A 24784-nucleotide genomic window follows, 5' to 3' on the forward strand; every position below is an offset into this window, starting at 1 on the left:
GCGAAACACCTGAAATCAGAACGATTTTCTGATATCAGTACAGAATCGGTGGAGCGGTAGTTCAGTTGGTTAGAATACCTGCCTGTCACGCAGGGGGTCGCGGGTTCGAGCCCCGTCCGTTCCGCCACCCTAATTAGGGGCGTAGTTCAATTGGTAGAGCACCGGTCTCCAAAACCGGGTGTTGGGGGTTCGAGTCCCTCCGCCCCTGCCAGAAAATAATCCTTTGCTTCGGCAAAGGATTTTTTTTGTCCAAAATTTAGCAGTGAAAAGAGTTTGAGTTTCACTGTGATCCACTCAAACTTGCTCATTTACTCTATTAGTGTGTCAGTACCGGATATTTAAGTAACTGGCGAATGTGACTTTGTTGATCGCTATTCTGCAGCCACACCGCATATAAAGGTCGCACAGCGACAGGTGTATCTGGAATAACCATCAAATCACTATAAATCCCGTGCCAGAAATCAGGTAAAAATGCACAGGCACCGGTGGTATGCAGCAATTCACGCGTCACATGCGCTGATGTAGTGGTTAATACGGGCACATCATCACTGGATAGATAACTTTCATGCTGATGGAAATCTGCTCCCCATTCCAGTTTAATGTAATCATACTTTTCACGCTTCTCCGTTTTGCGCGCGCGGAATAATGCGAGCGAGATATGACCAATCTGCTGACTGGTTAATTCGTCCATTTTTGGCGCTTCAGTGGTAATCAACAGATCCAGTTGGCGTTCATGTAATTGCTTAACCAGCAGGTGTCGCTGGGCAATTCTTGCCTCAAGATGAAGACTTTCTCTATTCTCATAAAGCGTTTGTAACCAAGGGGTTAAGTAGGCTTCCCAAAGGGATGCGCTACCTCCTATAGAAAGCTCATGATGCTGTTGGGTATGTGAAACTTCCTTCTTGGCCATCAACCAGGTACTCATCAAGCTTTCGGCATAGGGTAATAAACGCTCGCCTGCTGAGGTCAACCGGATGTTATTACGATGGCGAGTAAAGAGGTTAACACCCAGTTGATTCTCCAACTGACGAATGCGGAAACTAACGGCTGATTGCGTGAGGTAGAGCGCTTCAGCAGCACGCCCGAAATGGCGCGTTCTGCTCACTTCGAGGAAAGTTTTCAGTAATTCCGTATCCACACCATTCTCCCAAAAATTGTTTGTCGTACTGATTTAAATGTTTTGTTTTACACTCTGTCAAGCCTATCTAATACTCCGCGCCATAAATAGCACGGCCATATGAGAGTCAGGAGCGTGTAAAATGGCGGATAGCTTCGCAACAACAAATCGTTTCTTTGATAACAAACATTACCCACGTGGTTTTTCGCGCCATGGTGATTTCACCATTAAAGAAGCCCAGCTTCTGGAGCGCCACGGTTACGCCTTCAATGAATTGGATCTCGCAAAGCGTGAACCCACTACAGAAGAAGAGCGTTCTTTTTTAGAAGTATGTCGTGGTCTTCGTGAGCCGCAAACGGAAGCTGAGCGTGTATGGTCAAAATACACTGCGCGTATCAAGCGTCCTAAGCGTTTCCACACGCTGTCTGGCGGTAAGCCGCAGATGGATACGGTGGAAGATTTCAGCGATAGTGATGATTAAAAAAACGGGGCTTATATAAGCCCCATTTTTTATTCCAGGCTCTTGTGCAAATAGATCATTAAACGGTCAATACTACGATATCCCACCGCTTCCTGCAGATGGCTCCGCGTAATCTGTTCTTCACCCGCTAAGTCAGCAATTGTCCTTGCGACTTTTAAAATCCGCTGCCAGGCGCGTACTGAAAGTCCTAACGAATTCAGTACCCCTTCCAGCCATTCAGCTTCCTCCTGCCTCAGGGAACACCAACGTAAAATCTCAGGGTTTGAAAGTTGTGCGTTTATCTTGCCACTGCGCGCCGTCTGAATCTTACGGGCAGCTATAACACGGCTTAGCACTTCAGCACTGCTTTCGCTAACTTGCTGTTTCTTACTCAGGGTACCGCTGGGCAGGAGCGGTACTTCCAGCGACAAATCAAAGCGGTCAAGAAAAGGTCCTGATAGACGGCTGAGGTAACGTAAAACCTGTTGGGGCGTACAACGATTGTGGTTGCCCTGATAATGGCCCGTGGGGCTAGGATTCATGGCTCCCACTAATTGAAAGCGCGCAGGATAGGTCACTTTGGCGCGGGTGCGCGAAATAGAAATCTCGCCCGATTCTATTGGCTCACGCAATGCATCCAGCGTTTTGCGTTCAAACTCCGGTAACTCATCCAGGAATAACACGCCATTGTGCGCCAAAGAGATTTCACCCGGGCGCGGCAATGAACCGCCCCCTACCAGTGCGTACAGAGAAGCACTGTGGTGAGGGGCCCTGAACGGCCGTTTACGCCATTGATGATGCAGGTTGCCACTACTTACCAGGCTGGCAATAGCGGCGCACTCCAGCGCTTCCTGGTCGTCTAACGGGGGCATGATGCCGGGCAGACGTGTCGCTAACATGGTTTTTCCCGTACCGGGCGGACCAATCAGTAATAGGTTATGGCCACCTGCAGCTGTAATTTCCAGCGCACGCCGGCCCTGATCCTGGCCAATGATATCGCTAAGGTCCTGCGTTTGCTGATCAAGGGCTTCAGGATGATAGCGGGCAACGGTGAGCGTCGTTTTGTTATGGAGAAAGGCGCAGATATCCACCAGATGATTGCCCACCAAGGTTTCACCTTGCTGAATCAAACCAACATCCTGTTGATTCTGCTCAGCGAGTACCATTTGTCGTCCTGCTTGCAGCGCCGCCATTGCTGCCGGAATGGCGGCCTGAACGCCACAGAGCGCGCCGTTGAGGGCTAGCTCTCCCAGGAATTCATATTGCGTCAGTTTATCGTCTGGTAGCTGCTCAGAGGCTGCCAGAATCGCAATGGCAATGGGTAGGTCATAACGCCCCCCTTCTTTAGGCAGATCGGCAGGGGCAAGATTAATGGTGACGCGTTTGGCCGGGAAAGTGAAACCGCTAGTGATAATCGCACTGCGAACCCGTTCTCGTGCCTCTTTCACGGTGGTTTCGGGCAAACCGACTAATGTCAGGGCAGGCAAGCCATTACTGATATGCACTTCTACCGTGACGAGCGGAGCCTGAACCCCTAACGCAGCCCGTGTTAAAACCTTTGATAAAGACATAGCCGCTCCTTGTTGTCCTTATCATCGGTGCCTGTGTTGAGTCACTCAAATCCCTGATCTCTGATTTCGGAGGAAGATTCCGCATAATCCCTCATGATTGCGACTCTTTCAGTGAAATTCAGATCCCGTTCCCAATGGTCGAAAAAAAGTTGCCCTCCGGACGTAATGAAAATTCATCACTTATATAAATAACCTTTTACATACAATGTGATAACGAACCGCCGCCAATGTCGTTATAAAAAAATCCAATGAAAATTATTGTCAAGAGCCAGATAACTATGGTAACTCTGTAGGTATTACTTCGAACAATCGAAAAAACGAATAACACATGAAAGCCCTTCTACAAGTGATTAGCCTAGTCGTGATTAGCGTGGTGGTGATTATTATCCCACCGTGCGGGGCATCGCTTGGAGAAAGAAAGGCTTAAAAATCAAGTCTGGAATTCCAAAAACCCCCGCACCGAAAGGTCCGGGGGTTTTTTTTTAACCAGACAAAATATTAGCGAATCAGCGAGGAACAGATTATGAGCAGTAGCATAAAATTCTGTTGTTCCCCAAGGAACACAGGAGAATAACCATGACAGGTGCACAGTGGGTAGTTCAGGCTTTACGCGCGCAGGGTGTTGATACAGTGTTTGGTTATCCTGGCGGCGCAATCATGCCAGTGTACGATGCGCTCTACGATGGCGGCGTGGAACACCTATTGTGCCGTCATGAGCAAGGTGCGGTGATGGCGGCAATTGGTTATGCCCGTGCAACCGGCAAAACTGGCGTATGCATCGCTACTTCGGGTCCGGGCGCCACCAACCTGATTACCGGCCTGGCGGATGCGATGATGGATTCCATCCCGGTTGTGGCGATCACTGGTCAGGTCTCTTCCGCTTTTATCGGCACCGACGCCTTCCAGGAAATCGATGTACTCGGTTTGTCGTTAGCCTGCACCAAGCACAGTTTCCTCGTTGAATCGCTTGATGATTTACCTTCCGTGATGGCCGAAGCCTTCGCTATTGCACAGTCCGGCCGCCCTGGTCCGGTATTAGTTGATATCCCGAAAGACATTCAAATTGCCCATGGCGAACTGACGCCGCACCTGCTGCCGGTGGAAGAAGAAGTGAGCTATTCGGCGCAGCATATCGCGGAAGCGCGTGCCTTAATGGCACAGTCGCACAAACCGATGCTGTATATCGGCGGTGGCGTGGGCATGGCGCAAGCCGTTCCCGCACTGCGCGCCATGGCACAGGAAACCGGTATTCCGATGGTTTCCACCTTGAAAGGTCTCGGTAGTGCGGATGCCAGCAGCGATCTCTATCTCGGCATGCTGGGCATGCACGGTACCAAAGCCGCTAACCTCGCGGTGCAATCCTGCGATTTGCTGATTGCAGTGGGCGCACGTTTTGACGACCGCGTCACTGGTAAGCTGGATACCTTCGCGCCGCATGCCAGCGTCATCCATATCGATATCGATCCTGCCGAACTGAACAAACTGCGCCGTGCGCACGTCTCTTTGCAGGGTGACATGAATCAGGTGCTGCCTGCGCTGAGCATGCCGCTGCAGATTGATGGCTGGCGCGCGGAAGTGAGCGCGATGAAAACTGAATTCGACTGGCGCTACGATCATCCAGGCGAAGCGATTTACGCGCCGCTGCTGCTGAAGCAGTTATCCGATCGCAAAGCGGATAGCGCGGTGGTGACCACCGACGTTGGTCAGCATCAAATGTGGGCCGCTCAGCACATGAGCTTCACCGCACCAGAAAACTTCATCACCTCCAGCGGCCTCGGCACCATGGGCTTTGGCCTGCCAGCGGCGATCGGTGCGCAAGTGGCGCGTCCTGAAGATACGGTGATCTGCGTATCTGGCGATGGCTCGATCATGATGAATATTCAGGAGTTGGGCACCATCAAGCGCGGCAAACTACCCGTAAAAATCCTGCTGTTGGATAACCAACGTCTGGGCATGGTGCGCCAGTGGCAGCAACTGTTTTTTGATGGACGCTATAGCGAAACCATTCTTACCGACAATCCCGATTTCCTCACGCTGGCCAGCGCCTTTGATATTCCAGGCCAGCGCATTAGCCGTAAAGATCAGGTCGACGCCGCCCTCGATGCTCTGCTGAACAGTGAAGGTCCTTACTTCCTGCATGTTTCGATAGATGAGCATGAAAACGTCTGGCCATTGGTACCACCGGGTGCCAGCAACGCAAACATGATGGAGAAAACCGCATGAACCAGCATCAATTGTCTATCGAAGCTCGCTTTCGCCCTGAAATATTGGAGCGCATTTTGCGTGTCGTGCGTCACCGTGGATTCCAGGTGTGTGCGATGAACATGGCCTCCGCGGTCAATGTCGAGAACATTAATATCGAAATGACCGTTGCCAGCCAACGCTCTGTCGATTTACTGTCTTCGCAGTTAAGCAAACTTATGGATGTCGCTTGCGTCGAGATCCAACAACAGACAACACAACAAATCCGCGCTTAGTCGCCAAAGGAAAAAAGCAATGAGTACAAAGAAAGCAGACTTTATTTGGTTCAATGGAGAGATGGTTAAGTGGGAAGACGCCAAGGTCAGCGTAATGTCTCACGCACTGCATTACGGTACTTCTGTGTTTGAAGGCGTACGTTGCTACGACTCACACAAAGGCCCAGTGGTGTTCCGTCATCGTGAACACATGAAGCGTCTGCATGAATCCGCCAAAATTTACCGTTTCCCGATCAAAGCCAGCGTAGATGAACTGATGGAAGCGTGCCGCGAAGTGATCCGCGTGAACAAACTGAAAAGCGCTTATATCCGTCCGCTGGCCTTTGTGGGTGACGTGGGCCTGGGTGTAAACCCGCCAGATGGCTACACCACCGACGTAATCATCGCCGCCTTCCCATGGGGTGCTTACCTGGGCGCTGAAGCGCTGGAAAACGGCATCGATGCGATGGTTTCTTCGTGGAACCGCGTGGCACCAAACACCTTGCCGACCGCTGCGAAAGCTGGTGGTAACTATCTCTCCTCTCTGCTGGTGGGTAGCGAAGCACGCCGTCACGGCTATCAGGAAGGTATCGCCCTCGACACCAACGGCTATATTTCAGAAGGTGCTGGCGAAAACTTGTTCGAAGTGAAAGATGGCGTTCTGTTCACGCCACCGTTCACCTCTTCGGCGCTGCCAGGCATCACCCGTGACGCCATCATCAAGCTGGCGCAAGACATGGGGATCGAAGTGCGTGAGCAGGTTCTGTCGCGTGAATCGCTGTATCTGGCAGACGAAGTCTTCATGTCAGGTACTGCCGCGGAGATCACCCCGGTGCGCAGCGTCGATGGTATTCAGGTTGGCGAAGGTAAACGTGGTCCGGTCACCGGTCGTATCCAGAAGGCCTTCTTTGGCCTGTTCACTGGCGAGACGGAAGACAAGTGGGGCTGGTTGGATCCGGTTAACGCATAACGAGATTTTTTGCGGGCGTCAGATGGCGCCCGCAACCTTATTATTACTGGAGTAAATAGAGCATGCCTAAGTACCGTTCCGCCACCACCACCCATGGACGCAACATGGCCGGTGCCCGTGCCTTGTGGCGCGCGACTGGAATGACCGACGACGATTTCGGTAAGCCGATTATCGCCGTGGTTAACTCATTCACCCAATTCGTACCGGGCCACGTGCACCTGCGCGACCTTGGCAAATTGGTTGCTGAAGAAATCGAAGCAGCAGGCGGTGTAGCCAAAGAGTTCAACACCATTGCGGTGGATGATGGTATCGCCATGGGTCATGGCGGCATGCTGTATTCACTGCCTTCACGTGAGCTGATTGCCGATTCAGTGGAGTACATGGTTAACGCGCACTGCGCCGACGCCATGGTGTGTATCTCCAACTGCGATAAAATCACCCCGGGCATGCTGATGGCCGCACTGCGCCTCAACATTCCAGTGATCTTTGTTTCTGGCGGCCCGATGGAAGCCGGTAAAACCAAGCTGTCCGATCAAATCATCAAACTGGATCTGGTGGACGCGATGATTCAGGGTGCGAACCCGAACGTCAGCGATGCCGACAGCGATCAGATTGAACGTTCTGCCTGTCCAACCTGCGGCTCCTGTTCTGGGATGTTCACCGCCAACTCCATGAACTGCCTGACCGAAGCGCTGGGCTTGTCACAGCCAGGTAACGGTTCACTGCTGGCCACACACGCCGATCGTAAAGAGCTGTTCATCAATGCCGGTAAGCGCATCGTGAGTCTGACCAAACGCTATTACGAGCAGGATGACGTCAACATGCTGCCGCGCAACATCGCCACCAAGGCGGCGTTTGAGAATGCGATGACGCTGGATATTGCCATGGGTGGTTCCACTAACACCGTTCTGCACCTGCTGGCCGCGGCGCAGGAAGGCGAGATCGATTTTAATATCTCCGATATTGACCGTCTGTCGCGCAAGGTGCCGCAGCTGTGCAAAGTGGCACCAAGTACGCCGAAATATCACATGGAAGATGTGCACCGTGCGGGTGGCGTTATCGGCATTCTCGGTGAGTTAGATCGCGCCGGCTTAATCGACTCCAGCGCGCGCAATATTCTGCAGCAAAGCATGCGTGAAACCATCGATCAGTACGACATCATGCTGACCAACGATCAGGCCGTGAAGGATATGTTCCGCGCCGGTCCTGCCGGTATTCGTACCACCAAGGCGTTCTCGCAGAATTGTCGTTGGGACACGCTGGATGATGATCGTAGCGAAGGCTGCATCCGTACGCGCGAACACGCTTACTCACAGGATGGGGGGCTGGCGGTACTTTACGGCAACCTGGCAGAAGATGGCTGTATCGTAAAAACCGCGGGCGTTGATAAAGAGATCCTCACCTTCAAAGGCCCAGCCAAAGTGTACGAAAGCCAGGACGATGCGGTAGAAGCCATCCTTGGCGGCAAAGTGGTTGCCGGTGACGTGGTAGTTATCCGCTACGAAGGACCGAAAGGTGGCCCGGGCATGCAGGAAATGCTTTATCCCACCACCTATCTGAAATCGATGGGCCTCGGCAAAAGCTGCGCGCTGATCACCGACGGTCGCTTCTCGGGCGGCACCTCCGGTCTTTCGATTGGTCACGCCTCTCCGGAAGCGGCGAGCGGCGGCACTATCGCGCTGGTGAAAGATGGCGACATGATTGAAATCGATATCCCGAACCGTGGCATAAAGCTGGCGGTGGCGGATAACGAACTGCACGCCCGTCGTGAAGAAGAGCAGGCACGTGGCGAAGCGGCCTACACGCCGCACGGCCGCGTGCGTGAAGTCTCCTTCGCCCTGCGCGCTTATGCATCCCTCGCGACCAGCGCTGACAAAGGCGCGGTGCGCGATAAGTCCAAGCTGGGAGGCTAACCGATGGCTGAGTCTCAACCGCTACCCGCGTCGCCCAACGGCGCGGAATATTTGCGCGCCGTGCTGCGTTCACCGGTGTATGAAATCGCCCAGGTAACGCCGCTGCAGAAAATGGAAAAAATATCATCGCGTCTTGGCAACACCATTTTGGTGAAGCGTGAAGATCGCCAGCCGGTGCACAGCTTCAAGCTGCGCGGGGCGTACGCGATGATAGCCGGGCTGAATGAAGAGCAAAAAGCACGCGGCGTGGTCACGGCTTCGGCCGGTAACCATGCGCAGGGCGTGGCGCTCTCGGCCAGCACGCTTGGCATCAAATCACTGATTGTGATGCCGTTGGCCACGGCAGACATCAAGGTTGATGCAGTGCGCGCATTTGGCGGTGAGGCTTATCTGTTTGGGGCCAACTTCGACGAGGCAAAAGCCAAAGCGATCGAGCTGTCAGAACAGCAGGGTTACACCTTCGTGCCGCCGTTTGACCATCCTGCGGTCATCGCCGGACAGGGCACGCTGGCGATGGAGCTGTTGCAACAGGATGCGCATCTCGATCGCGTCTTCGTACCGGTGGGCGGCGGTGGTCTGGCAGCGGGGGTTGCGGTGCTGATCAAACAGTTAATGCCGCAGATCAAAGTGATTGCCGTGGAATCGGAAGATTCAGCCTGCCTGAAAGCAGCGCTGGATGCCGGCGAGCCGGTGGATTTGCCGCGCGTCGGCTTGTTTGCTGAAGGCGTGGCGGTCAAACGCATTGGTGATGAGACCTTCCGTCTGTGTCGTGAGTATCTCGACGACATCATCACGGTGGATAGCGATGCGATATGTGCGGCGGTAAAAGATCTGTTCGAAGATGTGCGCGCGGTTGCGGAACCTTCAGGTGCGCTGGCGCTGGCGGGTATGAAGAAGTATATCCAGCAGCATGACATCAAAGGCGAGCGCCTGGCGCACGTGTTGTCAGGTGCTAATGTCAACTTCCACGGCTTGCGCTACGTTTCGGAGCGTTGCGAACTGGGTGAACAGCGTGAAGCGCTGCTGGCGGTGACGATTCCAGAGCAGCAGGGCAGTTTCCTCAAGTTCTGCCAAACCATCGGCGGCCGCTCAATCACCGAGTTCAACTATCGCTATGCGGATGCGGATAACGCCTGCATTTTCGTCGGCGTGCGCTTAACGCGTGGGCTGGAGGAGCGCAGTGAAATCATCAGCCAGCTGAACGAAGCCGGTTATCACGTGGTGGACCTGTCGGATGATGAGATGGCCAAGCTGCACGTGCGCTACATGGTGGGCGGCCGTCCATCGAAGCCGCTGCGTGAACGCCTGTTTAGCTTTGAGTTCCCGGAAGCACCGGGCGCGCTGCTGAAGTTCCTGCAGACGCTGGGCGCACACTGGAATATCTCGCTGTTCCACTATCGCAGCCACGGCACCGATTACGGTCGCGTGCTGGCGGCGTTTGAAGCTAACGAGCAGGAGCCGGATTTCGAAACTCATCTCACCGCGTTGGGTTACGAGTGGCACGACGAAGCGAACAACCCGGCGTTTCGTTTCTTCCTCGCCGGGCAGTAATTACAGCTGGTGCCAGAACGCATTGATAAGCGGCTCCCCGAGCCGCTTTTTTTGTACGCACACGCCAAGCTCCAGCGGCGCAACAGATTCCACATTCTCCAGCGTTAACACGCGATTGCGCACCGGTTCCGGACTGTTTTCCAGCACCACATCCGGCAGCAGCGCAATGCCACAGCCCAGCGCCACCATCGAGACAATCGCCTCGTGTCCCGAAACCGTGGCGTAAATCTGCGGATTGGGGATGCGCTGGCGGCGGAACCATAAATCAATGCCGCGGCGCGCAGGCCCTTGTTCCGGCAGGATAAACGGAATTTGCGCCCAATCCGGCTCATCCTGCGTTGCCTGGCTGCGCACCGGACAAGGCAGCGCCGGGGCGATCAGCACCAGCGGGATCAGCCCCAGTGGCGTAAAATCTATACTGGCAGGCAGCGATTCAGGTCGGCCGGCAATGGCGAGATCGGCGTCACCGGACTGCACCATCTCAATCGCATCGGCGGCATCACCGGTGGTGAGCTTGATCTCCACCTGCGGATGTTCGGCACGGAAGCGGTCGAGAATCGGTGGCAGATGACTGTAAGCGGCCGTCACCGAGCAAAACAGGCGCAGTTCGCCGCTGAGCGACGGACCGTTGAGATCCATCACATGGCGCAGCTGCTGGTATTGCAGCAACGTCTGCTGCGCAAACTGGCGCAGACGCTCACCGGCTTCGGTCAGCGTAACGGTACGATTATCACGCAGAAATAGCGCGTGGCCGACATCCTCTTCCAGGCGCTGAATCTGGCGCGAAAGGGTGGATGGGCTGACGTGCATGGCGCGCGCAGTACGTCCGAAATGGCAGCTTTCCGCCAAATGAAGAAACAGTTTCAGGTCTCGTAAATCCATGCGCTTGTCGCCTCAACGTTATGTTGCAATTTCTGCAATGTGACCTTGCTAATATATCAATTTAAGCAATAGATTTCCTGTCATATGATGGGGTCATTCGCGGCGTAATAGACAACGCTGTTCCTGAACAAAAACAAACACAACATCTAACCGGAGTACCCATGGCTAATTACTTCAACACATTGAATCTGCGCAACCAGTTAGCGCAGCTGGGCAAGTGTCGCTTCATGGCGCGCGATGAATTCGCCGATGGCGCAAGCTTCCTGAAAGGCAAAAAAGTGGTCATCGTTGGCTGTGGTGCTCAGGGTCTGAACCAGGGCCTGAACATGCGTGATTCTGGCCTGGATGTGGCGTATGCCCTGCGTGCTGAAGCGATTGCTGAGAAGCGTGCTTCTTTCCGTAAAGCCACCGATAACGGCTTCAAAGTGGGTACTTACGAAGAACTGATCCCGCAAGCCGATCTGGTGGTTAACCTGACGCCGGACAAACAGCACTCCGCCGTCGTTCAGGCTGTTCAGCCGCTGATGAAAGATGGCGCGGCGCTGGGTTACTCACACGGTTTCAATATCGTTGAAGTGGGCGAAACCATTCGTAAAGACATCACCGTCGTGATGGTGGCGCCGAAATGCCCGGGTACCGAAGTGCGTGAAGAGTACAAGCGTGGTTTCGGTGTGCCGACGCTGATCGCGGTTCACCCGGAAAACGATCCGAAAGGTGAAGGCATGGCGATTGCTAAAGCCTGGGCCGCAGCCACCGGCGGCGACCGTGCGGGCGTGCTGGAGTCTTCCTTCGTTGCGGAAGTGAAATCTGACCTGATGGGCGAGCAGACCATCCTGTGCGGTATGCTGCAGGCCGGTTCTCTGCTGTGCTTCGACAAGCTGGTGGCGGAAGGTCACGACGCGGCTTACACCGAAAAACTGATTCAGTTCGGCTGGGAAACCATCACCGAATCTCTGAAGTTCGGCGGCATCACGTTGATGATGGATCGTCTGTCTAACCCGGCGAAAATCCGCGCTTATGCGCTGTCTGAGCAGCTGAAAACCATCATGGCGCCGCTGTTCCAGAAGCACATGGATGACATCATCTCTGGCGAATTCTCTTCTGGCATGATGGCTGACTGGGCTAACGACGATAAAAACCTGCTGACCTGGCGTGAAGAGACCGGTGCTACCGCGTTCGAAAATGCACCGCAGTTTGAAGGCAAAATCGAAGAGCAGGAGTACTACGACAAAGGCGTAGTGATGGTTGCGATGGTGAAAGCGGGCGTTGAGCTGGCGTTCGAAACCATGGTTGACGCAGGCATCATCGAAGAGTCGGCTTACTACGAATCACTGCACGAGCTGCCGCTGATTGCCAATACCATCGCCCGTAAGCGCCTGTATGAAATGAACGTGGTTATCTCAGATACCGCAGAATACGGTAACTACCTGTTCTCCTTCGCGGCCGTTCCGCTGCTGAAAGAGTTCATGACTACGCTGCAGCCAGGCGATTTGGGTAAAGCGGTTGAAGGCACTCAGGTTGATAACGCGCAGCTGCGTGACGTCAACGAAGCGGTGCGTCAGCACCCAATCGAATCGGTAGGCCGCAAGCTGCGTGGCTACATGACCGATATGAAACGTATCGCCGTCGCGGGCTAAGCCACGCACGACACCGTTTTCAGCACAAAGAAACCCCGGCTTGCCGGGGTTTTTTATTATGTGGGATTCGATCAGTTCAGCATGAATGCTGACTATACAACATCGTAGGGTCGCCATTCATGGTGACCTGGTTTCCGCATACCTTATCTCAATCAATAAAAAACCCGGCTAAAAGCCGGGTTCTCTTAACGCTCAATCAAATCACACCGCTTCATACAGCGTCTGATTACGGGTCTCTTTACAGGCAATCAGCGCAATCAGCGTCAGCACTGCCATTGAAGCCAGATAGAAACCTACCGCCTGCAAACCGTAATTGGCGTTTAACCAGGTGGCGATATAGGGCGCAACCGACGCACCAAGAATCGACGAAAGATTATAGGAGAACGACGCGCCGGTATAACGTACTTCGGTCGGGAACAGCTCTGGCAGCAGCGCGCCCATTGGACCAAACGTCAAACCCATAATGCTCAAGCCGAGAATCAGGAAGCCCATCACCAGCACCTGAGAACCCGAACCGAGCAGCACGGGGAACATCAACGCAAAAGCGATAATCATCAGCGTAATGGTGATCATGGTTTTACGGCGACCAAAGCGATCGGCCAGCAAACCGGCAATCGGCACCATCACACCAAAACCAATCACTGCCACCATCAACATCCACAGGAAGCTATTACGCGAATAACCGAGGCCTGCCGGGGCGGGGGCGGTGCCGTAACTCATCGAGTAGACGGTCATAATGTAGAACAGCGTATAGGTGGCAAGCATGATGAAGGTACCGAGAATGGTCGCCGTTAAATGCTTGCTCAGCAGCGTACCAATCGGCATCCGCACCTGCTTATTCTCTTTCTGCACTTTGGCAAACACCGGGCTTTCATGCAGCGAAACGCGCACATACAGGCCAATCAGCACCAGCACTGCAGAAAGGATAAACGGCACGCGCCAGCCCCAGTTCATGAACTGCTCATCAGTTAGTAGCCATGACAGCAACAGGAAGGTGCCGTTGGCGAAGAAGAAGCCAATCGGCGCGCCAAGCTGTGGGAATGAACCATAAAGCGCGCGTTTCTTTGCGGGCGCATTCTCGGTCGCCAAAAGTGCCGCACCGCCCCATTCGCCGCCCAGGCCAAGACCCTGACCAAAACGCGCCAGCGCCAGCAGCAGCGGGGCAGCCACGCCAATGGTTTGATAGCTCGGCAGCAAACCAATCAGCACTGTTGAAACGCCCATGGTCAGCAGCGATGCCACCAGGGTGGCTTTACGGCCGACGCGATCGCCAAAGTGCCCGAACAGCGCAGAGCCGATAGGGCGCGCAACGAAGGCGATGGCGAAGGTAGCCAGTGATTGCAGCGTGGCGACGGTTGGATCGCCCTGCGGGAAGAAGATATGCGGGAAAATAATCACCGCGGCAGTGGCATAAATATAGAAATCGAAGAATTCGATGGCGGTGCCGACAAGCGATGCCACAACCACTTTGCCGCGTGAATTGACCGGCGTGTCGTCGTGTTTTTGGTCGAGTGTTTCTGTGATGGAGGCTTGCATAAGTGTTTCTTAATTGTAAATGTAGACAGAGAATCTTACGCACCTGGTTTGCGGCATTCAATGGCGAAAAACCGCGTCAGACCGGGCTTTTTCGGCGAAAAAGTGGATAATTTCTGAGTTGATGCAATCAGTGGCGGATGGGAACGGGAAGTGTCACTTTTTTGGCGTGAATCTCTGCAAAATGGCCAAATTAAAGTGACCCTTCAGCGTTTCCTGCTGGTTTTTGCTGGAAAAGCAGCCAGCAGGAAACATTTTTAGCTAGTTGAGAAAATGTAACAAGTGAGCCAGCCTATTTTGCCTGATGCGGCTGCGGCATCTCTTTATCATCTTTGTATTTCGCCGTGGCGATCCACGCCGCGCAGAACAGCGTCAGACGTGCAAAGAAGTAGAAGAAGGCCATTAAGCCAAGCACCGAACCAAAGGCCGCGCCAGAAGGCGAGGTTGCCAGTTTTGGCAGGGTCAGCGTCATCACAAATTTAATCACCTCAAAGCCAATTGCTGCCAGCAGCGTACCGCGGAACAGCGCTTTCTTACGCGGCTTATGGCGCGGCAGAATCCAGAAGATCCACAGGAACAGCAGGTAGTTCGCGAAGATAGAGATCGATAACGCGATGATGGTCATCGCTGGTCGCAGCCACTCAATATCCTGCAATCCCAGCGCATTCACAATTGCCGCCTGCGCCGCACCTGCAATGGAGGTCAGCGACAGCGTAATCACCAGCGCAAACATCAAACCAAGCAGTGAAAGCAAATCACGCGCGTACTTTTTCCAGAACTTCTCCTGGTCATCTGGCTTACGTTCCCATACATCGCGCGACTGCGCGCGCACCGCTTCACGCAGATTGCCCATCCAGTTGATGCCGGAGTACAGCGCCAGCAGCAAACCGGTCAATCCTACCGTTGCGCGCTGCTGAATCGCGGTATTCACCGTGTTTTTCAGGGTGGTAGCCAACGTAGGATCGCTGATGCTGTTAACGATTTTGTTGATCAACTCGGTGAGCAAATCCTGATTCGACGCCAGCACAAAGCCGACAGCCGCAAAGGAGACCATCAAAATCGGTATCAGGGAGAGAAATGAGAAGTAGGTTATAGCCGCGCCAAACTGGCTGCCGAGGCGATCGTTAAAGCGTTCAAGCGCACGCAAAAAATGCGCGACCGCGGGAATCGCCTGAAACCAGGCGGCAAAGCGCGAAACGTTTTGGATCGAGCCATCTACGGTTTTATTACCGGTTTTGATATCAATCAGCGGCTTGGCTTCTGCCTCAGCCGCGCTCTCTTTAGGGGTGTTGTCCGTCATAGACGATAGTTATCCTGTTCACTGCGAAAATACAATTATAGCGTCTTATGTCACATACTCTTGTAGGACTTGGCTGAGCCACTCCATAAACACTCGCACGCGACGCGCCACGTTACGACGATGCGGATAAAGCAGCGAGATCGGCATCGGTTTCGCCGGGAAGTGATGCAGCACTTCTACCAGCTGTCCTGATTCCAGCAGCGGCTGTACGCCAATCGCCGGTACCTGAATAATGCCGAGACCGGCGAGACACGCGGCACGATAGGTCTCGGTACTGTTTACCGTCACCACGCCGCCGGTTTGAATGTAATGACACTGTTTGCCATCAAAATACTCAAAGCCCTGTGAAGGTTGCCCAAGTTGTTGGCTGTAATGCACCATCGCATGTTGCGACAAATCTTCCAGCCGCACCGGCATGCCGAAGCGGGAAAGGTAGTCGGCGCTGGCGCAGTTGATCAAGGCGTGAGTGCCAATTTTGCGCGCAATCAGGCCGGAATCTTTCAGCTCGCCCACGCGTACCACACAGTCAAAGCCTTCACGGATCACATCCACCTGACGATCGCTGCTGCTCAGCTCAATCTCCACGCCGGGATAGTGCTGTAAAAACTCCGGCAGGCGCGGCAACACAAAGCCGGTCGCCATCGCCACCGACATATCCACGCGCAGTTTGCCGCTTAAAGTGCCGGGATCGTGCTGAAACAGGCTGTCCATGTCGTCGAGCATCGATAGTAAATCGAGGCAGCGATCGTAATAGACCAGGCCATCCTGAGTCAGATGCACGCGACGCGTGGTGCGATGCAGCAGGCGCGTACCCATTTGATTTTCCAGCGCCTGAAGCTGGCGTGAAACGCTGCCTTTCGGTAAACCGAGACTTTCTGCCGCACGGGTAAAACTGCCCATTTCTGCCACCCGCACAAAAACCTGCATTGCGTGAATTTTATCCATGTTGTTCACCGATTGTTGTTGTTAGTGAAACAGTGCTGCGTATTTCTCTGCGTTTATAGATCAATTATTCGCGAATATCCTTATCCCGTGTTCAATTTTCCAACTGGAGCGAAACATGAGTCATAAAATTGCATTGATTACCGGCGGAAATCGCGGTTTAGGCAAAAATGGCGCGCTGAAACTGGCCGCTAAAGGCACCGATATCCTGTTTACCTATCGCAACCATGCTGAAGAAGCGCAGGCGGTAGTACAACAGATTGAAGCGCTGGGCGCGCGTGCAGTGGCGCTGCAGCTGGATGTTGGCGACACAGGGCAATTTGATGGCTTTGTGGCCCAGGTAAAAGAGGCGCTGCAAAAAACCTGGCAGCGTGACAACTTTGACTATTTAGTGAACAACGCCGGCCACGGCCACTACAAGCCCTTTGCCGATACCACGGAAGATGAGTTCGACGCACTGGTGAATGTGCATTTCAAAGGGCCCTATTTCCTGACGCAGAAACTGCTGCCACTGCTGGTGGATGGTGCGCGCATCCTGAACATTTCCAGTGGCTTAACGCGTATGACGCTGCCAGGTTCTGGCACTTACGCGTCGATGAAAGGCGCGATGGAAGTATTAACCCGCTATCAGGCTAAAGAGCTGGGTGAACGCCGCATCCGCGTCAACATTCTGGCGCCAGGAGCGATAGAAACCGATTTTGGCGGTGGCCACGTACGTGATACCAAAGATCTCAACGACCACATCGCTTCGGTGACTGCGCTGGGTCGTGTGGGATTACCGGATGATATTGGTGACGCCATTAGCGCAATTCTCAGCGATGAAACCAGCTGGATCACCGCGCAGCGCATTGAAGCCTCAGGTGGCCAGGCACTGTAATCCGTAGGGTCGCCATTAATGGCGACCTCATTAAACAGCGACGCCAGCCAGGTTGCCATAAATGGCAACCTTACACCGCAATCGTCCCATCAATCACCGTCACCGTTTGGCCGCCAATCCAGATCGCTGCATCACTAAAACTCACCTGAATGCGACCTTCACGCTGAATCACGCTGCCCTGGCGCGCCCGATAATCACGCGTTTGGCCTTGGGCGGCGAAGTAGCGTGCCAGGCACGCATTGGCGCTACCGGTAACCGGATCTTCGGTCAAACTGCCATTCTCAACCAGCAACGCGCGCACTTCGTACTGCTCGTTTTCATCCGCGGGAAGCGCGCCAAAAATCATCGTGCCGTTAACGTCGGCATGTTGATGTAAACGGTGTAAATCAGAGGCTGAGGGCACCACATCCAGTACCGCCTGCGCGCTGCTCAGTGGAATCAGCAGCCAGCGAATGCCCATATCGACGATGGTGGGTGCCTGGCTGAGATCGAAGGCTTCGCTGTTGAGCGCACTGCTCATCAGCGCATCGCTAAAAGGCGTTAAGGTGGCGGCGGGGGCAGCAAAGGCCAGCGCGCCGTCGTGGCTAATCTTCACCTCAACCAGGCCAACGCCGCACTCCTGCACAATCTTGCCCGGCGTTTTTAGCGGCCAACCCGCTTCGAGTAGCGCGTGCGCGGTGCCGAGCGTTGGATGACCGGCAAAGGGCAGCTCACCTTCTACGGTAAAAATGCGCACGCGGTAATCTGCCGCTTCATCTTGCGGCGGCAGCACAAAGGTGGTTTCCGACAGATTCGTCCAGCGCGCGATTGCTGCCAGCTGCGCGTCACTTAATCCTTGTGCATCCATAATCACCGCCAGCGGATTACCTTTGAACGCCGATGAGGTAAACACATCCACCTGTTTAAATGCGACCTGCATTGTCACTCCTTCCTCGTTGAGGTTGTCTGAAATCCGGATTTACATCCTGCCGATTGCGAAAGGCCAGCAACAGGGCTATGAATAGATTAAGAATTCTGCAATTGGAGACTGCAATGTTAAAAGTGCTTGGCCGTACTTCGTCTATTAACGTGCGAAAAGTTCTGTGGCTGTGCGAAGAACTGGATATCGCGTATGAATCTGAACCCTGGGGCGACGATCCGCAATCGCTGCACTCGCCCGAGTTTATGGCACTCAATCCCAATGCAATGGTCCCGGTGATTATCGAGGACGATTTCGTGCTGTGGGAATCCAACACTATTTTGCGCTATCTGGCTAATAGCAACGGCGGCGAATGGCTCTACCCAGAGAATCCGCGCGCCCGTGCGCCGGTCGATCAGTGGATGGATTGGCAAGCCACCGAGCTGAATACCTCCTGGCGCTATGCATTTATGTCGCTGGTGCGCAACTCGCCAGCACATCAGGATCCACGACTGCTGGCGGCGGCCGTCAAAGGCTGGACGCACACCATGAACATTCTCAACGCGCATTTGGAAAAAACCGGGCGCTACGTCGCAGGCCGTAATTTCTCGCTGGCAGACATTCCCGTGGGATTAGCGGTGAATCGCTGGTATGAAACACCGCTTGAGCATCCTCCCTTCCCGGCGGTACAAACGTATTACGAGCGCCTGACCGAGCGTGAGCCTTACACCACCTGGGGCCGCAACGGCAAGCCCTGATCCTGCCCCGGCGCGAGGCCTGTCATTTCGCAGGCCAGCGCGCCGGTGCGCTGCAATGCCCACGTATAACGCTCATCAAACGAATAGCAGCAGGAGAGGCGCAACGCGTGCGTATAGCGATTGCTCAGCGAGTAGAGCGCTCCCGGCGTTACACAGATTTGCTCTTGCAGCAGACGATGAAACATCTCCACGGTATCGACTTTGCCCGGCAGTTCTACCCAAAAGACAAATCCGCCGCGCGGCAGGGTAGCGCGCGTGCCCTGTGGGAAGTGGCGCGCCAGCATCCCGCGCGCGGCATCGAGATTTGCGGCATAGCGCCGCCGCAGCGTGCGCAGATGATGATCGTAACCGCCGCTGGCAAGAAACTCGGCCAGCGTTTCGCTCAACAGGCGTGATTCTGCCATGGAGGACACCGCCTTAAGCTGGGCGATGCGTTCATGAAAGCGGCCGGCGGCCGTCCAGCCGATACGAAAATCGGGTGCCACGGTTTTGGTAAAGCTGGTGCAGTAAATCACCCAGCCGTCGCTATCAAAGGCCTTCACCGGCGGCGATAGCGGCCACTCAAATTGCAATTCGTCGTACAAGCCGTCTTCCAGCAGCGGAACGTGGTAAGTATTCACTAACTTCGCCAGGCGCTTTTTATGCTCCAGCGGCATCACATAACCCAGCGGGTTCTGCGCGCCGGGCATGGCGATCACTGCCTGAATGCGTTTCTCCTGCAGCAGCATCTCCAGTGCATCCAGCGACAAACCTTGCTGCGGATCGGTGGGGATTTCCAGCGCCTTCAGCCCCAGCGACGCCAGCAGCGGAAACAGGAAGAAATAGGTTGGCGATTCCAGACCAATGCAGTCGCCGGGCTTGGTTACTGCACGCAGCGCCAGCTGCAGCGCTTCCATGCAGCCGTGGGTGAGGGTGATCTCCTGCGGCGGCAGATTGATGCCGTTATGCAGCGCGCGGCGCGCAATCTCCTCCCGTAAGCGCTCACTACCAGGCGGAAGCGCGTAGCGCCCGATAATGTCGGGATTCTGCCGCAAAATGGAGGCGGTAATGCGTCCGATACGCGCCGCCGGATAGAAGGTGCCATCCTGCGGACAGGCGAGCGAGATATTGGTGTACTCCGGATTATTCTGCGCGGCGAACACCTGCTCAATCAGCGCCAGCTTTTGCGAGCTGGGGTCATTAATTTTTGCCGCAAGCGGTTTAACCGGACGCGTCACGGCGGGCAGCACGCCGCGCACGTAATAACCCGATTGCGGACGTGATTCGATCAGGCCGCGATCTTCCAGGATTTGCCAGGCGTTTAACACCGTATTGATACTAACCTGATGTGATTGTGCCACGCGCCGGATCGCCGGCAGTCGTTTGCCCGGCTTTAACGTGCCCTGATGAATTGACTCGGCAAAACTATCGACCAGCTGCTGATACAGCGTTTGGCCGGATGAAAGAGGAAGGGACACAAAAGCCTCCGCGCGTGATGGGTACAATTCAGTTTTAAGACAACTGTATCCATTACAATAGTGGTTTTGTGTCTCTGTTTCCATCGCGCGCTCCGCATTAGCATAAATGCAACATTGGTTCATCAGGAAGCGCATCATGCTCGATCCCTCATTCTTCAGCTACGTCACCGTTATGTCGATCACGCCCGGACCGAACAATCTGTTACTGGCGACCTCAGGCGTCAACTTTGGCTTCAGGCGCACGCTGCCGATGCTGTTTGGCATCCTGCTGGGCTGTGCGATACAGATGCTGCTGGCAAGTATGGCGCTGGATGTGTTGCTGCACTGGATGGGCGCGATTCGCCTGCCGCTGACAGTGGTCGGATGCAGCTATCTGCTGTGGCTCTCATGGAAGATATTCCGCGCCGGGGCGCCGGAGTTGCGCGAACGCCCGAGCCCGATGACGCTAGTGGGCGGTATCTGTTTTCAGGCGGTGAATCCGAAAGCCTGGCTGATGGTGACGAACGTGGCGCTGATGTACGCCAACAGCAACGGCGTGCTAACCGTATTATTGGGATTTGCAGCGTTGAATCTGCCGTGCATTTTGATTTGGGCTGCATTGGGCGACCGCCTTCGCAGCCATCTGCAGGTAGCGTGGAAACGTCAGGCGTTTAACGGTTTGATGGCGTTATCGCTGGTGGCAACTACGGCGTGGATGCTGTATGACGCGGTACTGCTAAGCTAGTGATTGCGGTGCGCATGAATGCGCACCCTACAATGTAGGGTCGCCATTCATGGCGACCTGGGTTGAGACCACCTTATTACTTCCCCACCACGTGCGCCGTTTCGCGCGCTTCATCGTTGGCGGCATCCGGTGTAACAACGGGTTCGTAATCGAGTTGCAGCACGCGACTGGTGTCGGCCAGCACTTTCTCGGTTAGCGCCACATCGCCGTTCAGTTTGCGGCCCCACGATGGGATCACCATGCGGATTTTGGTCTGCCACTCCGGTGAACGCATCTGCTCCGGGAAGGCTTTCGCCATCAGCTCGAGCATAATCGGTGCGGCGGTTGATGCACCAGGTGAGGCGCCGAGCAACGCCGAAATCGAACCGTCTTCAGACGTCACCACTTCGGTGCCAAGACGCAGCACGCCGCCCTCTTTCTCGTCATTTTTAATGATCTGCACGCGCTGGCCTGCCGTCACCAAACGCCAATCTTCCTGCTGCGCCTGCGGGACGTAAGCTCGCAAGGCTTCCATACGATCGCTGTCGCTTTGCAGCACCTGATCAACCAGATATTTCACCAGGTCGAAACTCTTCAGGCCAACCTGCACCATCGGTTTCAGGTTGCTGCCATTCATCGCGCCGAACATATCAAGCAGCGAACCTTGCTTAAGGAATTTGGTGGAGAAGGTGGCGAACGGGCCAAATAGCAGCACCCGCTTGCCATCCAGCACGCGTGTATCAACGTGCGGCACCGACATCGGCGGTGCGCCGACGCTGGCTTTGCCATACACCTTCGCCATGTGCTGTTTCACCACGTCCGGATTTTCCGTAACGAGGAAAGAGCCGCCCACCGGGAAGCCGGCGTAGCCTTTCACTTCGGGAATGCCGGATTTCTGCAGCAGCGGCAACGCCGCACCGCCCGCACCAATAAACAGCTGGCGCGTAGTCAGCACACGGTTTTCTCCGCTGGCCAGATTATGCAGGCTGACCTGCCAGCGGCCATCGCTCAGGCGCTTAATGTCACGCACTTCCTGGCGCAGACGCAGGCGGAAATTGGCTTTCTTCTCTAAAGCAGCAATCAGCTGACGCGTCACTTCACCGAAGTTCACATCGGTGCCCATCTCGGTCCAGGTGGCGGCAACTTTCTGCTTGCTGTCACGCCCGTTCATCACCAGCGGAATCCAGCGGGTGATTTGATCGCGGTCTTCTGAATAGCTCATGCCGCGGAACAGCGTACTTTTTTGCAACGCATTGAAGCGCTTGCGCAGGAATTCAACGTTATCGTCGCCCCAGACGAAACTCATGTGCGGCGTACTGTGGATAAAGCTTTTAGGATTGCGCAGGTTGCCTTTCTGAACGTGATAGGCCCAGAACTGACGCGAAATCTGGAACGATTCGTTAATCGCCACCGCTTTAGCGATGTCGATGCTGCCATCCGCCTTTTGCGGCGTATAGTTCAGCTCCGCCAGCGCGGCATGGCCGGTTCCCGCATTGTTCCAGCCATTAGAGGATTCAACGGCAACGTCATCAAGACGTTCAACCATCTCAATCGACCAGTCAGGCTCGAGATCCTGCAGCCATGTGCCCAGGGTCGCACTCATCACGCCTGCGCCAATCAGCAGTACGTCGACGTCTTTTCGGTCCTGAAGGTGTGCGCTTTCCTTGCCAGCGGCGGCGAGCGCCAGATTTACCGCAGTAGTACTCATGAGGCGACATCTCCTCTCTCTGTTGACCTGAAGCTCAACAGGTTCGCAGGCGAAATAGCCGCGCTTCTTTCGAGCGCGTGGTGCTACTTCTCAAAGGTTAAGACTCAGGTATAAGTCATAGGGACGATAACGGTTAACTGCACGTTATGCATATGCATTCGAATATAACATTCTCGTATCGGAATTAAACGTTTGTTTATTTTTTAAAGGCGGAAATGATTCAGCATAAGAATTAATCAGCTCAACCCCGCTGCCATAAGGGATTTTTATCTCTTAATCAGATGCTTATCGTAATGTGAATGTTATGGCTTTGTGAGTGTTGTTATGGGGGAAGGAGAGGTGTAGTGACATGTATCACAATTTAAGCCAATGATTTTTATCTGTTTTTGGTGGATTGATTATTTATGCGGAATTTGTGGTGCTCAATATTTAGCCAGTCCGTGTAAAAGTAATGTTACAATTTTGTGGTGATGAATTTTGGTATGAGGAGGCGACTCCAGCAGAAGAAAAATGCATCACCATGCGGAGAGCGATCAACGCGAACGACGTCGCCACAGGAAACGAATGACGAAAAACTCAATGGCACCCAGCAGCAAAAACCACAGGCTAAAAACAATCGTATACAGCTGATTAACATCCATCAGATGCAAACTTTCCTGCAGCCGTTTTGCCAGCTCAATGCCAAACGAGGGCGCGGGCAGCAGCAGAGCGGAGAGAAAGCCCAGCAGCAGAATGCCACCCGGGATAATCAGCGTTTCGAATGGGTTATTCATGGTCATCTTCCAAATCAGTTAGCGTCGGCATTAGCGCATAAAAGGGCGCTACGGTGCAATCCCCGTGCCGGATCGCGCTAAGAAATTTCTTCTATTCCATTCACTTAGCGACAAAAATAGCGGAAGTTAAGAGTTATAGCCTTTGCTATACTTAAATCCCTGATTTTACTGTCTTTTTTTTGGCGTTTTAGCGTGTTAGACTGCGCGCACTTTTTCATTACTGAACAATAAATGCGGAGAAGTAGCGGCTTTAGGGCCTGTTCCGCGGCATTGATTGAAATCCCATGACATTTATCGCAACCCTGATTCTGGCCTTTGGTATGTCGATGGACGCTTTCGCCGCAGCACTGGGCAAAGGCGCATCGCTGCATCGCCCGAATTTTAAAGAAGCGCTGCGTACTGGCTTGATCTTTGGCGTGATCGAAATGCTGACGCCGCTGATTGGCTGGGCGATTGGTCTCGCGGCCAGCCGCTACGTTATGGCGTGGGATCACTGGGTAGCGTTTGGCCTGTTAACCATACTGGGCGGTCGTATGATCATGGAAGGTTTCCGTCAAACGGCCGATGAGCCTTGCGAAGCGCCGCAGCGGCACGGTTTTATGGTGCTGGCATTAACTGCCGTTGCCACCAGCCTGGATGCGCTGGCGGTCGGTGTTGGGTTGGCGTTTCTGCAGGTTAATATCATTATGACCGCCGTTACCATTGGCGCCGCGACCACCGTGATGGCGACCACCGGCGTGCTGGTAGGACGCTTTATTGGTCCGGTGATGGGCAAATGGGCTGAAGTCCTCGGTGGCGTGGTACTGATCAGCATTGGCTGCACCATTTTAAGCGAGCACATGGGCTGGTTCAGCTAAGCCTGTAGCTGCCTGGTGCGCATAAATGCACACCCTACAACTTCACCTGCGCCTACCGTAGTGGCGCCATTCATGGCGACCACCGCAAACCCGCAATAAACCCCCATTCTGTGATCCACTTCAAAAAAAATTGCGGTAAAAACGCTCAGACGTTATACTTTTTGCGTATTTCTTCAACAATTTTTGAATCAGGTGCCTTATGAAACGCTTTTTCCGCTACGTGTTCCGTTCTTATGTCGAAACCTTCAAACACGTACCGCCGGGCGCGCTTAATTAAGATCTCCCCAGCATACCCTCGATAATCGCGGTCAGGGATCGACCTGTGGTTATCAACTGTTTTCTTATCGCTCTCACCACTTCTGCCGTAATTCTCTCCCTAATTCATTGATTTATCCCTTCAGTCATCACATTTCGATCTGGC

22 protein-coding genes and 2 tRNA genes are annotated in these 24784 nt (G+C 54.2%); 14 read left to right on the plus strand and 10 right to left on the minus strand.

The genetic code is table 11. The features are described from left to right. The first annotated feature begins 50 nt into the window (after window positions 1–50). A tRNA-Asp gene (locus AAGR08_RS19480) sits at window positions 51–127 on the plus strand. 8 nt (window positions 128–135) lie between these two features. Next, window positions 136–211: transfer RNA gene (locus tag AAGR08_RS19485), tRNA-Trp, on the plus strand. A 105-nt stretch (window positions 212–316) separates the two neighbouring features. Here AAGR08_RS19485 and hdfR read toward each other — a convergent pair. Continuing rightward, window positions 317–1138, minus strand: coding sequence for an HTH-type transcriptional regulator HdfR (gene hdfR, locus AAGR08_RS19490; protein WP_097095670.1), 822 nt, complete (start codon window positions 1136–1138; stop codon window positions 317–319). 121 nt (window positions 1139–1259) lie between these two features. On the opposite strand from hdfR, the gene AAGR08_RS19495 reads away from it, so the two are divergent. Next, window positions 1260–1598, plus strand: coding sequence for a DUF413 domain-containing protein (locus tag AAGR08_RS19495; RefSeq protein WP_007888811.1), 339 nt, complete (start codon window positions 1260–1262; stop codon window positions 1596–1598). A gap of 29 nt (window positions 1599–1627) precedes the next feature. Here the strand turns inward: AAGR08_RS19495 and AAGR08_RS19500 are convergent, their stop codons facing one another. Next, on the minus strand, window positions 1628–3148 hold the full coding sequence (locus AAGR08_RS19500) for a YifB family Mg chelatase-like AAA ATPase (RefSeq protein ID WP_345827792.1): 1521 nt from the start codon (window positions 3146–3148) through the stop codon (window positions 1628–1630). Window positions 3149–3476: 328 nt separating this feature from the next. Between AAGR08_RS19500 and ilvL the strand changes: the two genes are divergently transcribed. The 6 genes from ilvL (at window position 3477) to ilvA (ending at window position 10038) form a co-directional block, all read left to right on the plus strand. Then, complete coding sequence (gene ilvL / locus AAGR08_RS19505) at window positions 3477–3575, plus strand: ilv operon leader peptide (protein WP_071531048.1); 99 nt, start codon at window positions 3477–3479, stop codon at window positions 3573–3575. Between the two features lie 149 nt (window positions 3576–3724). Beyond that, entirely contained in the window at window positions 3725–5371 is a 1647-nt protein-coding gene (gene ilvG, locus AAGR08_RS19510) for an acetolactate synthase 2 catalytic subunit (RefSeq protein ID WP_097095672.1), read from the plus strand. Beyond that, the gene (gene ilvM, locus AAGR08_RS19515) at window positions 5368–5625 is read left to right on the plus strand and encodes an acetolactate synthase 2 small subunit (protein WP_097095673.1); all 258 of its coding nucleotides are present in this window, start codon (window positions 5368–5370) and stop codon (window positions 5623–5625) included. Before ilvG ends, ilvM begins: the two co-directional genes overlap by 4 nt. Window positions 5626–5644: 19 nt before the next feature. Further along, a complete protein-coding gene (locus AAGR08_RS19520) occupies window positions 5645–6574 on the plus strand; it encodes a branched-chain amino acid transaminase (protein ID WP_097095674.1) in 930 nt (309 codons plus the stop codon). A gap of 62 nt (window positions 6575–6636) precedes the next feature. Continuing rightward, window positions 6637–8487, plus strand: a complete 1851-nt coding sequence (gene ilvD, locus AAGR08_RS19525) for a dihydroxy-acid dehydratase (RefSeq protein ID WP_097095675.1) — start codon at window positions 6637–6639, stop codon at window positions 8485–8487. A 3-nt stretch (window positions 8488–8490) separates the two neighbouring features. Then, entirely contained in the window at window positions 8491–10038 is a 1548-nt protein-coding gene (ilvA, locus tag AAGR08_RS19530) for a threonine ammonia-lyase, biosynthetic (protein WP_345827796.1), read from the plus strand. Here the strand turns inward: ilvA and ilvY are convergent, their stop codons facing one another. Further along, entirely contained in the window at window positions 10039–10920 is an 882-nt protein-coding gene (ilvY, locus tag AAGR08_RS19535; RefSeq protein ID WP_007888824.1) for an HTH-type transcriptional activator IlvY, read from the minus strand. It lies immediately after the preceding gene. Window positions 10921–11081: 161 nt separating this feature from the next. Between ilvY and ilvC the strand changes: the two genes are divergently transcribed. After that, complete coding sequence (gene ilvC, locus AAGR08_RS19540; RefSeq protein ID WP_097095677.1) at window positions 11082–12557, plus strand: ketol-acid reductoisomerase; 1476 nt, start codon at window positions 11082–11084, stop codon at window positions 12555–12557. Window positions 12558–12758: 201 nt separating this feature from the next. Here the strand turns inward: ilvC and AAGR08_RS19545 are convergent, their stop codons facing one another. The 3 genes from AAGR08_RS19545 to AAGR08_RS19555 form a co-directional block, all read right to left on the minus strand. Further along, window positions 12759–14093 carry an MFS transporter gene (locus tag AAGR08_RS19545; protein WP_097095678.1) on the minus strand — a complete coding sequence of 445 codons (1335 nt, stop codon included), beginning with the start codon at window positions 14091–14093 and terminating at the stop codon, window positions 12759–12761. Window positions 14094–14382: 289 nt separating this feature from the next. After that, a complete protein-coding gene (gene yhjD / locus AAGR08_RS19550) occupies window positions 14383–15390 on the minus strand; it encodes an inner membrane protein YhjD (RefSeq protein ID WP_097095679.1) in 1008 nt (335 codons plus the stop codon). 45 nt (window positions 15391–15435) lie between these two features. Then, a complete protein-coding gene (locus AAGR08_RS19555; protein WP_345827797.1) occupies window positions 15436–16335 on the minus strand; it encodes a LysR family transcriptional regulator in 900 nt (299 codons plus the stop codon). A 115-nt stretch (window positions 16336–16450) separates the two neighbouring features. Here AAGR08_RS19555 and AAGR08_RS19560 point away from each other — a divergent pair, with 115 nt between their 5' ends. Further along, window positions 16451–17209: an SDR family oxidoreductase gene (locus tag AAGR08_RS19560; RefSeq protein ID WP_097095680.1), complete on the plus strand. Its 759-nt coding sequence runs from the start codon at window positions 16451–16453 to the stop codon at window positions 17207–17209. 70 nt (window positions 17210–17279) lie between these two features. On the opposite strand, the gene AAGR08_RS19565 is transcribed toward AAGR08_RS19560, so the two are convergent. Continuing rightward, window positions 17280–18128, minus strand: a complete 849-nt coding sequence (locus tag AAGR08_RS19565; protein ID WP_345827799.1) for a PhzF family phenazine biosynthesis protein — start codon at window positions 18126–18128, stop codon at window positions 17280–17282. Between the two features lie 113 nt (window positions 18129–18241). On the opposite strand from AAGR08_RS19565, the gene AAGR08_RS19570 reads away from it, so the two are divergent. Then, window positions 18242–18865: a glutathione S-transferase gene (locus AAGR08_RS19570; RefSeq protein ID WP_097095682.1), complete on the plus strand. Its 624-nt coding sequence runs from the start codon at window positions 18242–18244 to the stop codon at window positions 18863–18865. On the opposite strand, the gene AAGR08_RS19575 is transcribed toward AAGR08_RS19570, so the two are convergent. Next, window positions 18832–20322, minus strand: coding sequence for a PLP-dependent aminotransferase family protein (locus AAGR08_RS19575; protein ID WP_345827801.1), 1491 nt, complete (start codon window positions 20320–20322; stop codon window positions 18832–18834). The two genes, AAGR08_RS19570 and AAGR08_RS19575, sit on opposite strands and share 34 nt — an antisense overlap. A 136-nt stretch (window positions 20323–20458) precedes the next feature. Between AAGR08_RS19575 and AAGR08_RS19580 the strand changes: the two genes are divergently transcribed. Next, entirely contained in the window at window positions 20459–21046 is a 588-nt protein-coding gene (locus AAGR08_RS19580) for a LysE family translocator (RefSeq protein ID WP_345827803.1), read from the plus strand. Window positions 21047–21122: 76 nt separating this feature from the next. On the opposite strand, the gene mqo is transcribed toward AAGR08_RS19580, so the two are convergent. Together mqo and AAGR08_RS19590 are read right to left on the minus strand one after the other, a co-directional pair. Next, on the minus strand, window positions 21123–22733 hold the full coding sequence (gene mqo, locus AAGR08_RS19585; protein ID WP_345827804.1) for a malate dehydrogenase (quinone): 1611 nt from the start codon (window positions 22731–22733) through the stop codon (window positions 21123–21125). Window positions 22734–23266: 533 nt separating this feature from the next. Beyond that, window positions 23267–23506 carry a DUF1158 domain-containing protein gene (locus AAGR08_RS19590; protein WP_097097629.1) on the minus strand — a complete coding sequence of 80 codons (240 nt, stop codon included), beginning with the start codon at window positions 23504–23506 and terminating at the stop codon, window positions 23267–23269. Window positions 23507–23790: 284 nt separating this feature from the next. Between AAGR08_RS19590 and mntP the strand changes: the two genes are divergently transcribed. Further along, window positions 23791–24363 (plus strand): manganese efflux pump MntP, encoded by a 573-nt coding sequence (mntP, locus tag AAGR08_RS19595; RefSeq protein WP_097095685.1) that lies wholly within the window; start codon window positions 23791–23793, stop codon window positions 24361–24363. Window positions 24364–24784 lie beyond the last annotated feature (421 nt).

Origin of the sequence: Pantoea sp. BRR-3P (assembly GCF_039621635.1) — a bacterium.
Classification (GTDB): Bacteria; Pseudomonadota; Gammaproteobacteria; order Enterobacterales; family Enterobacteriaceae; genus Pantoea; species Pantoea floridensis.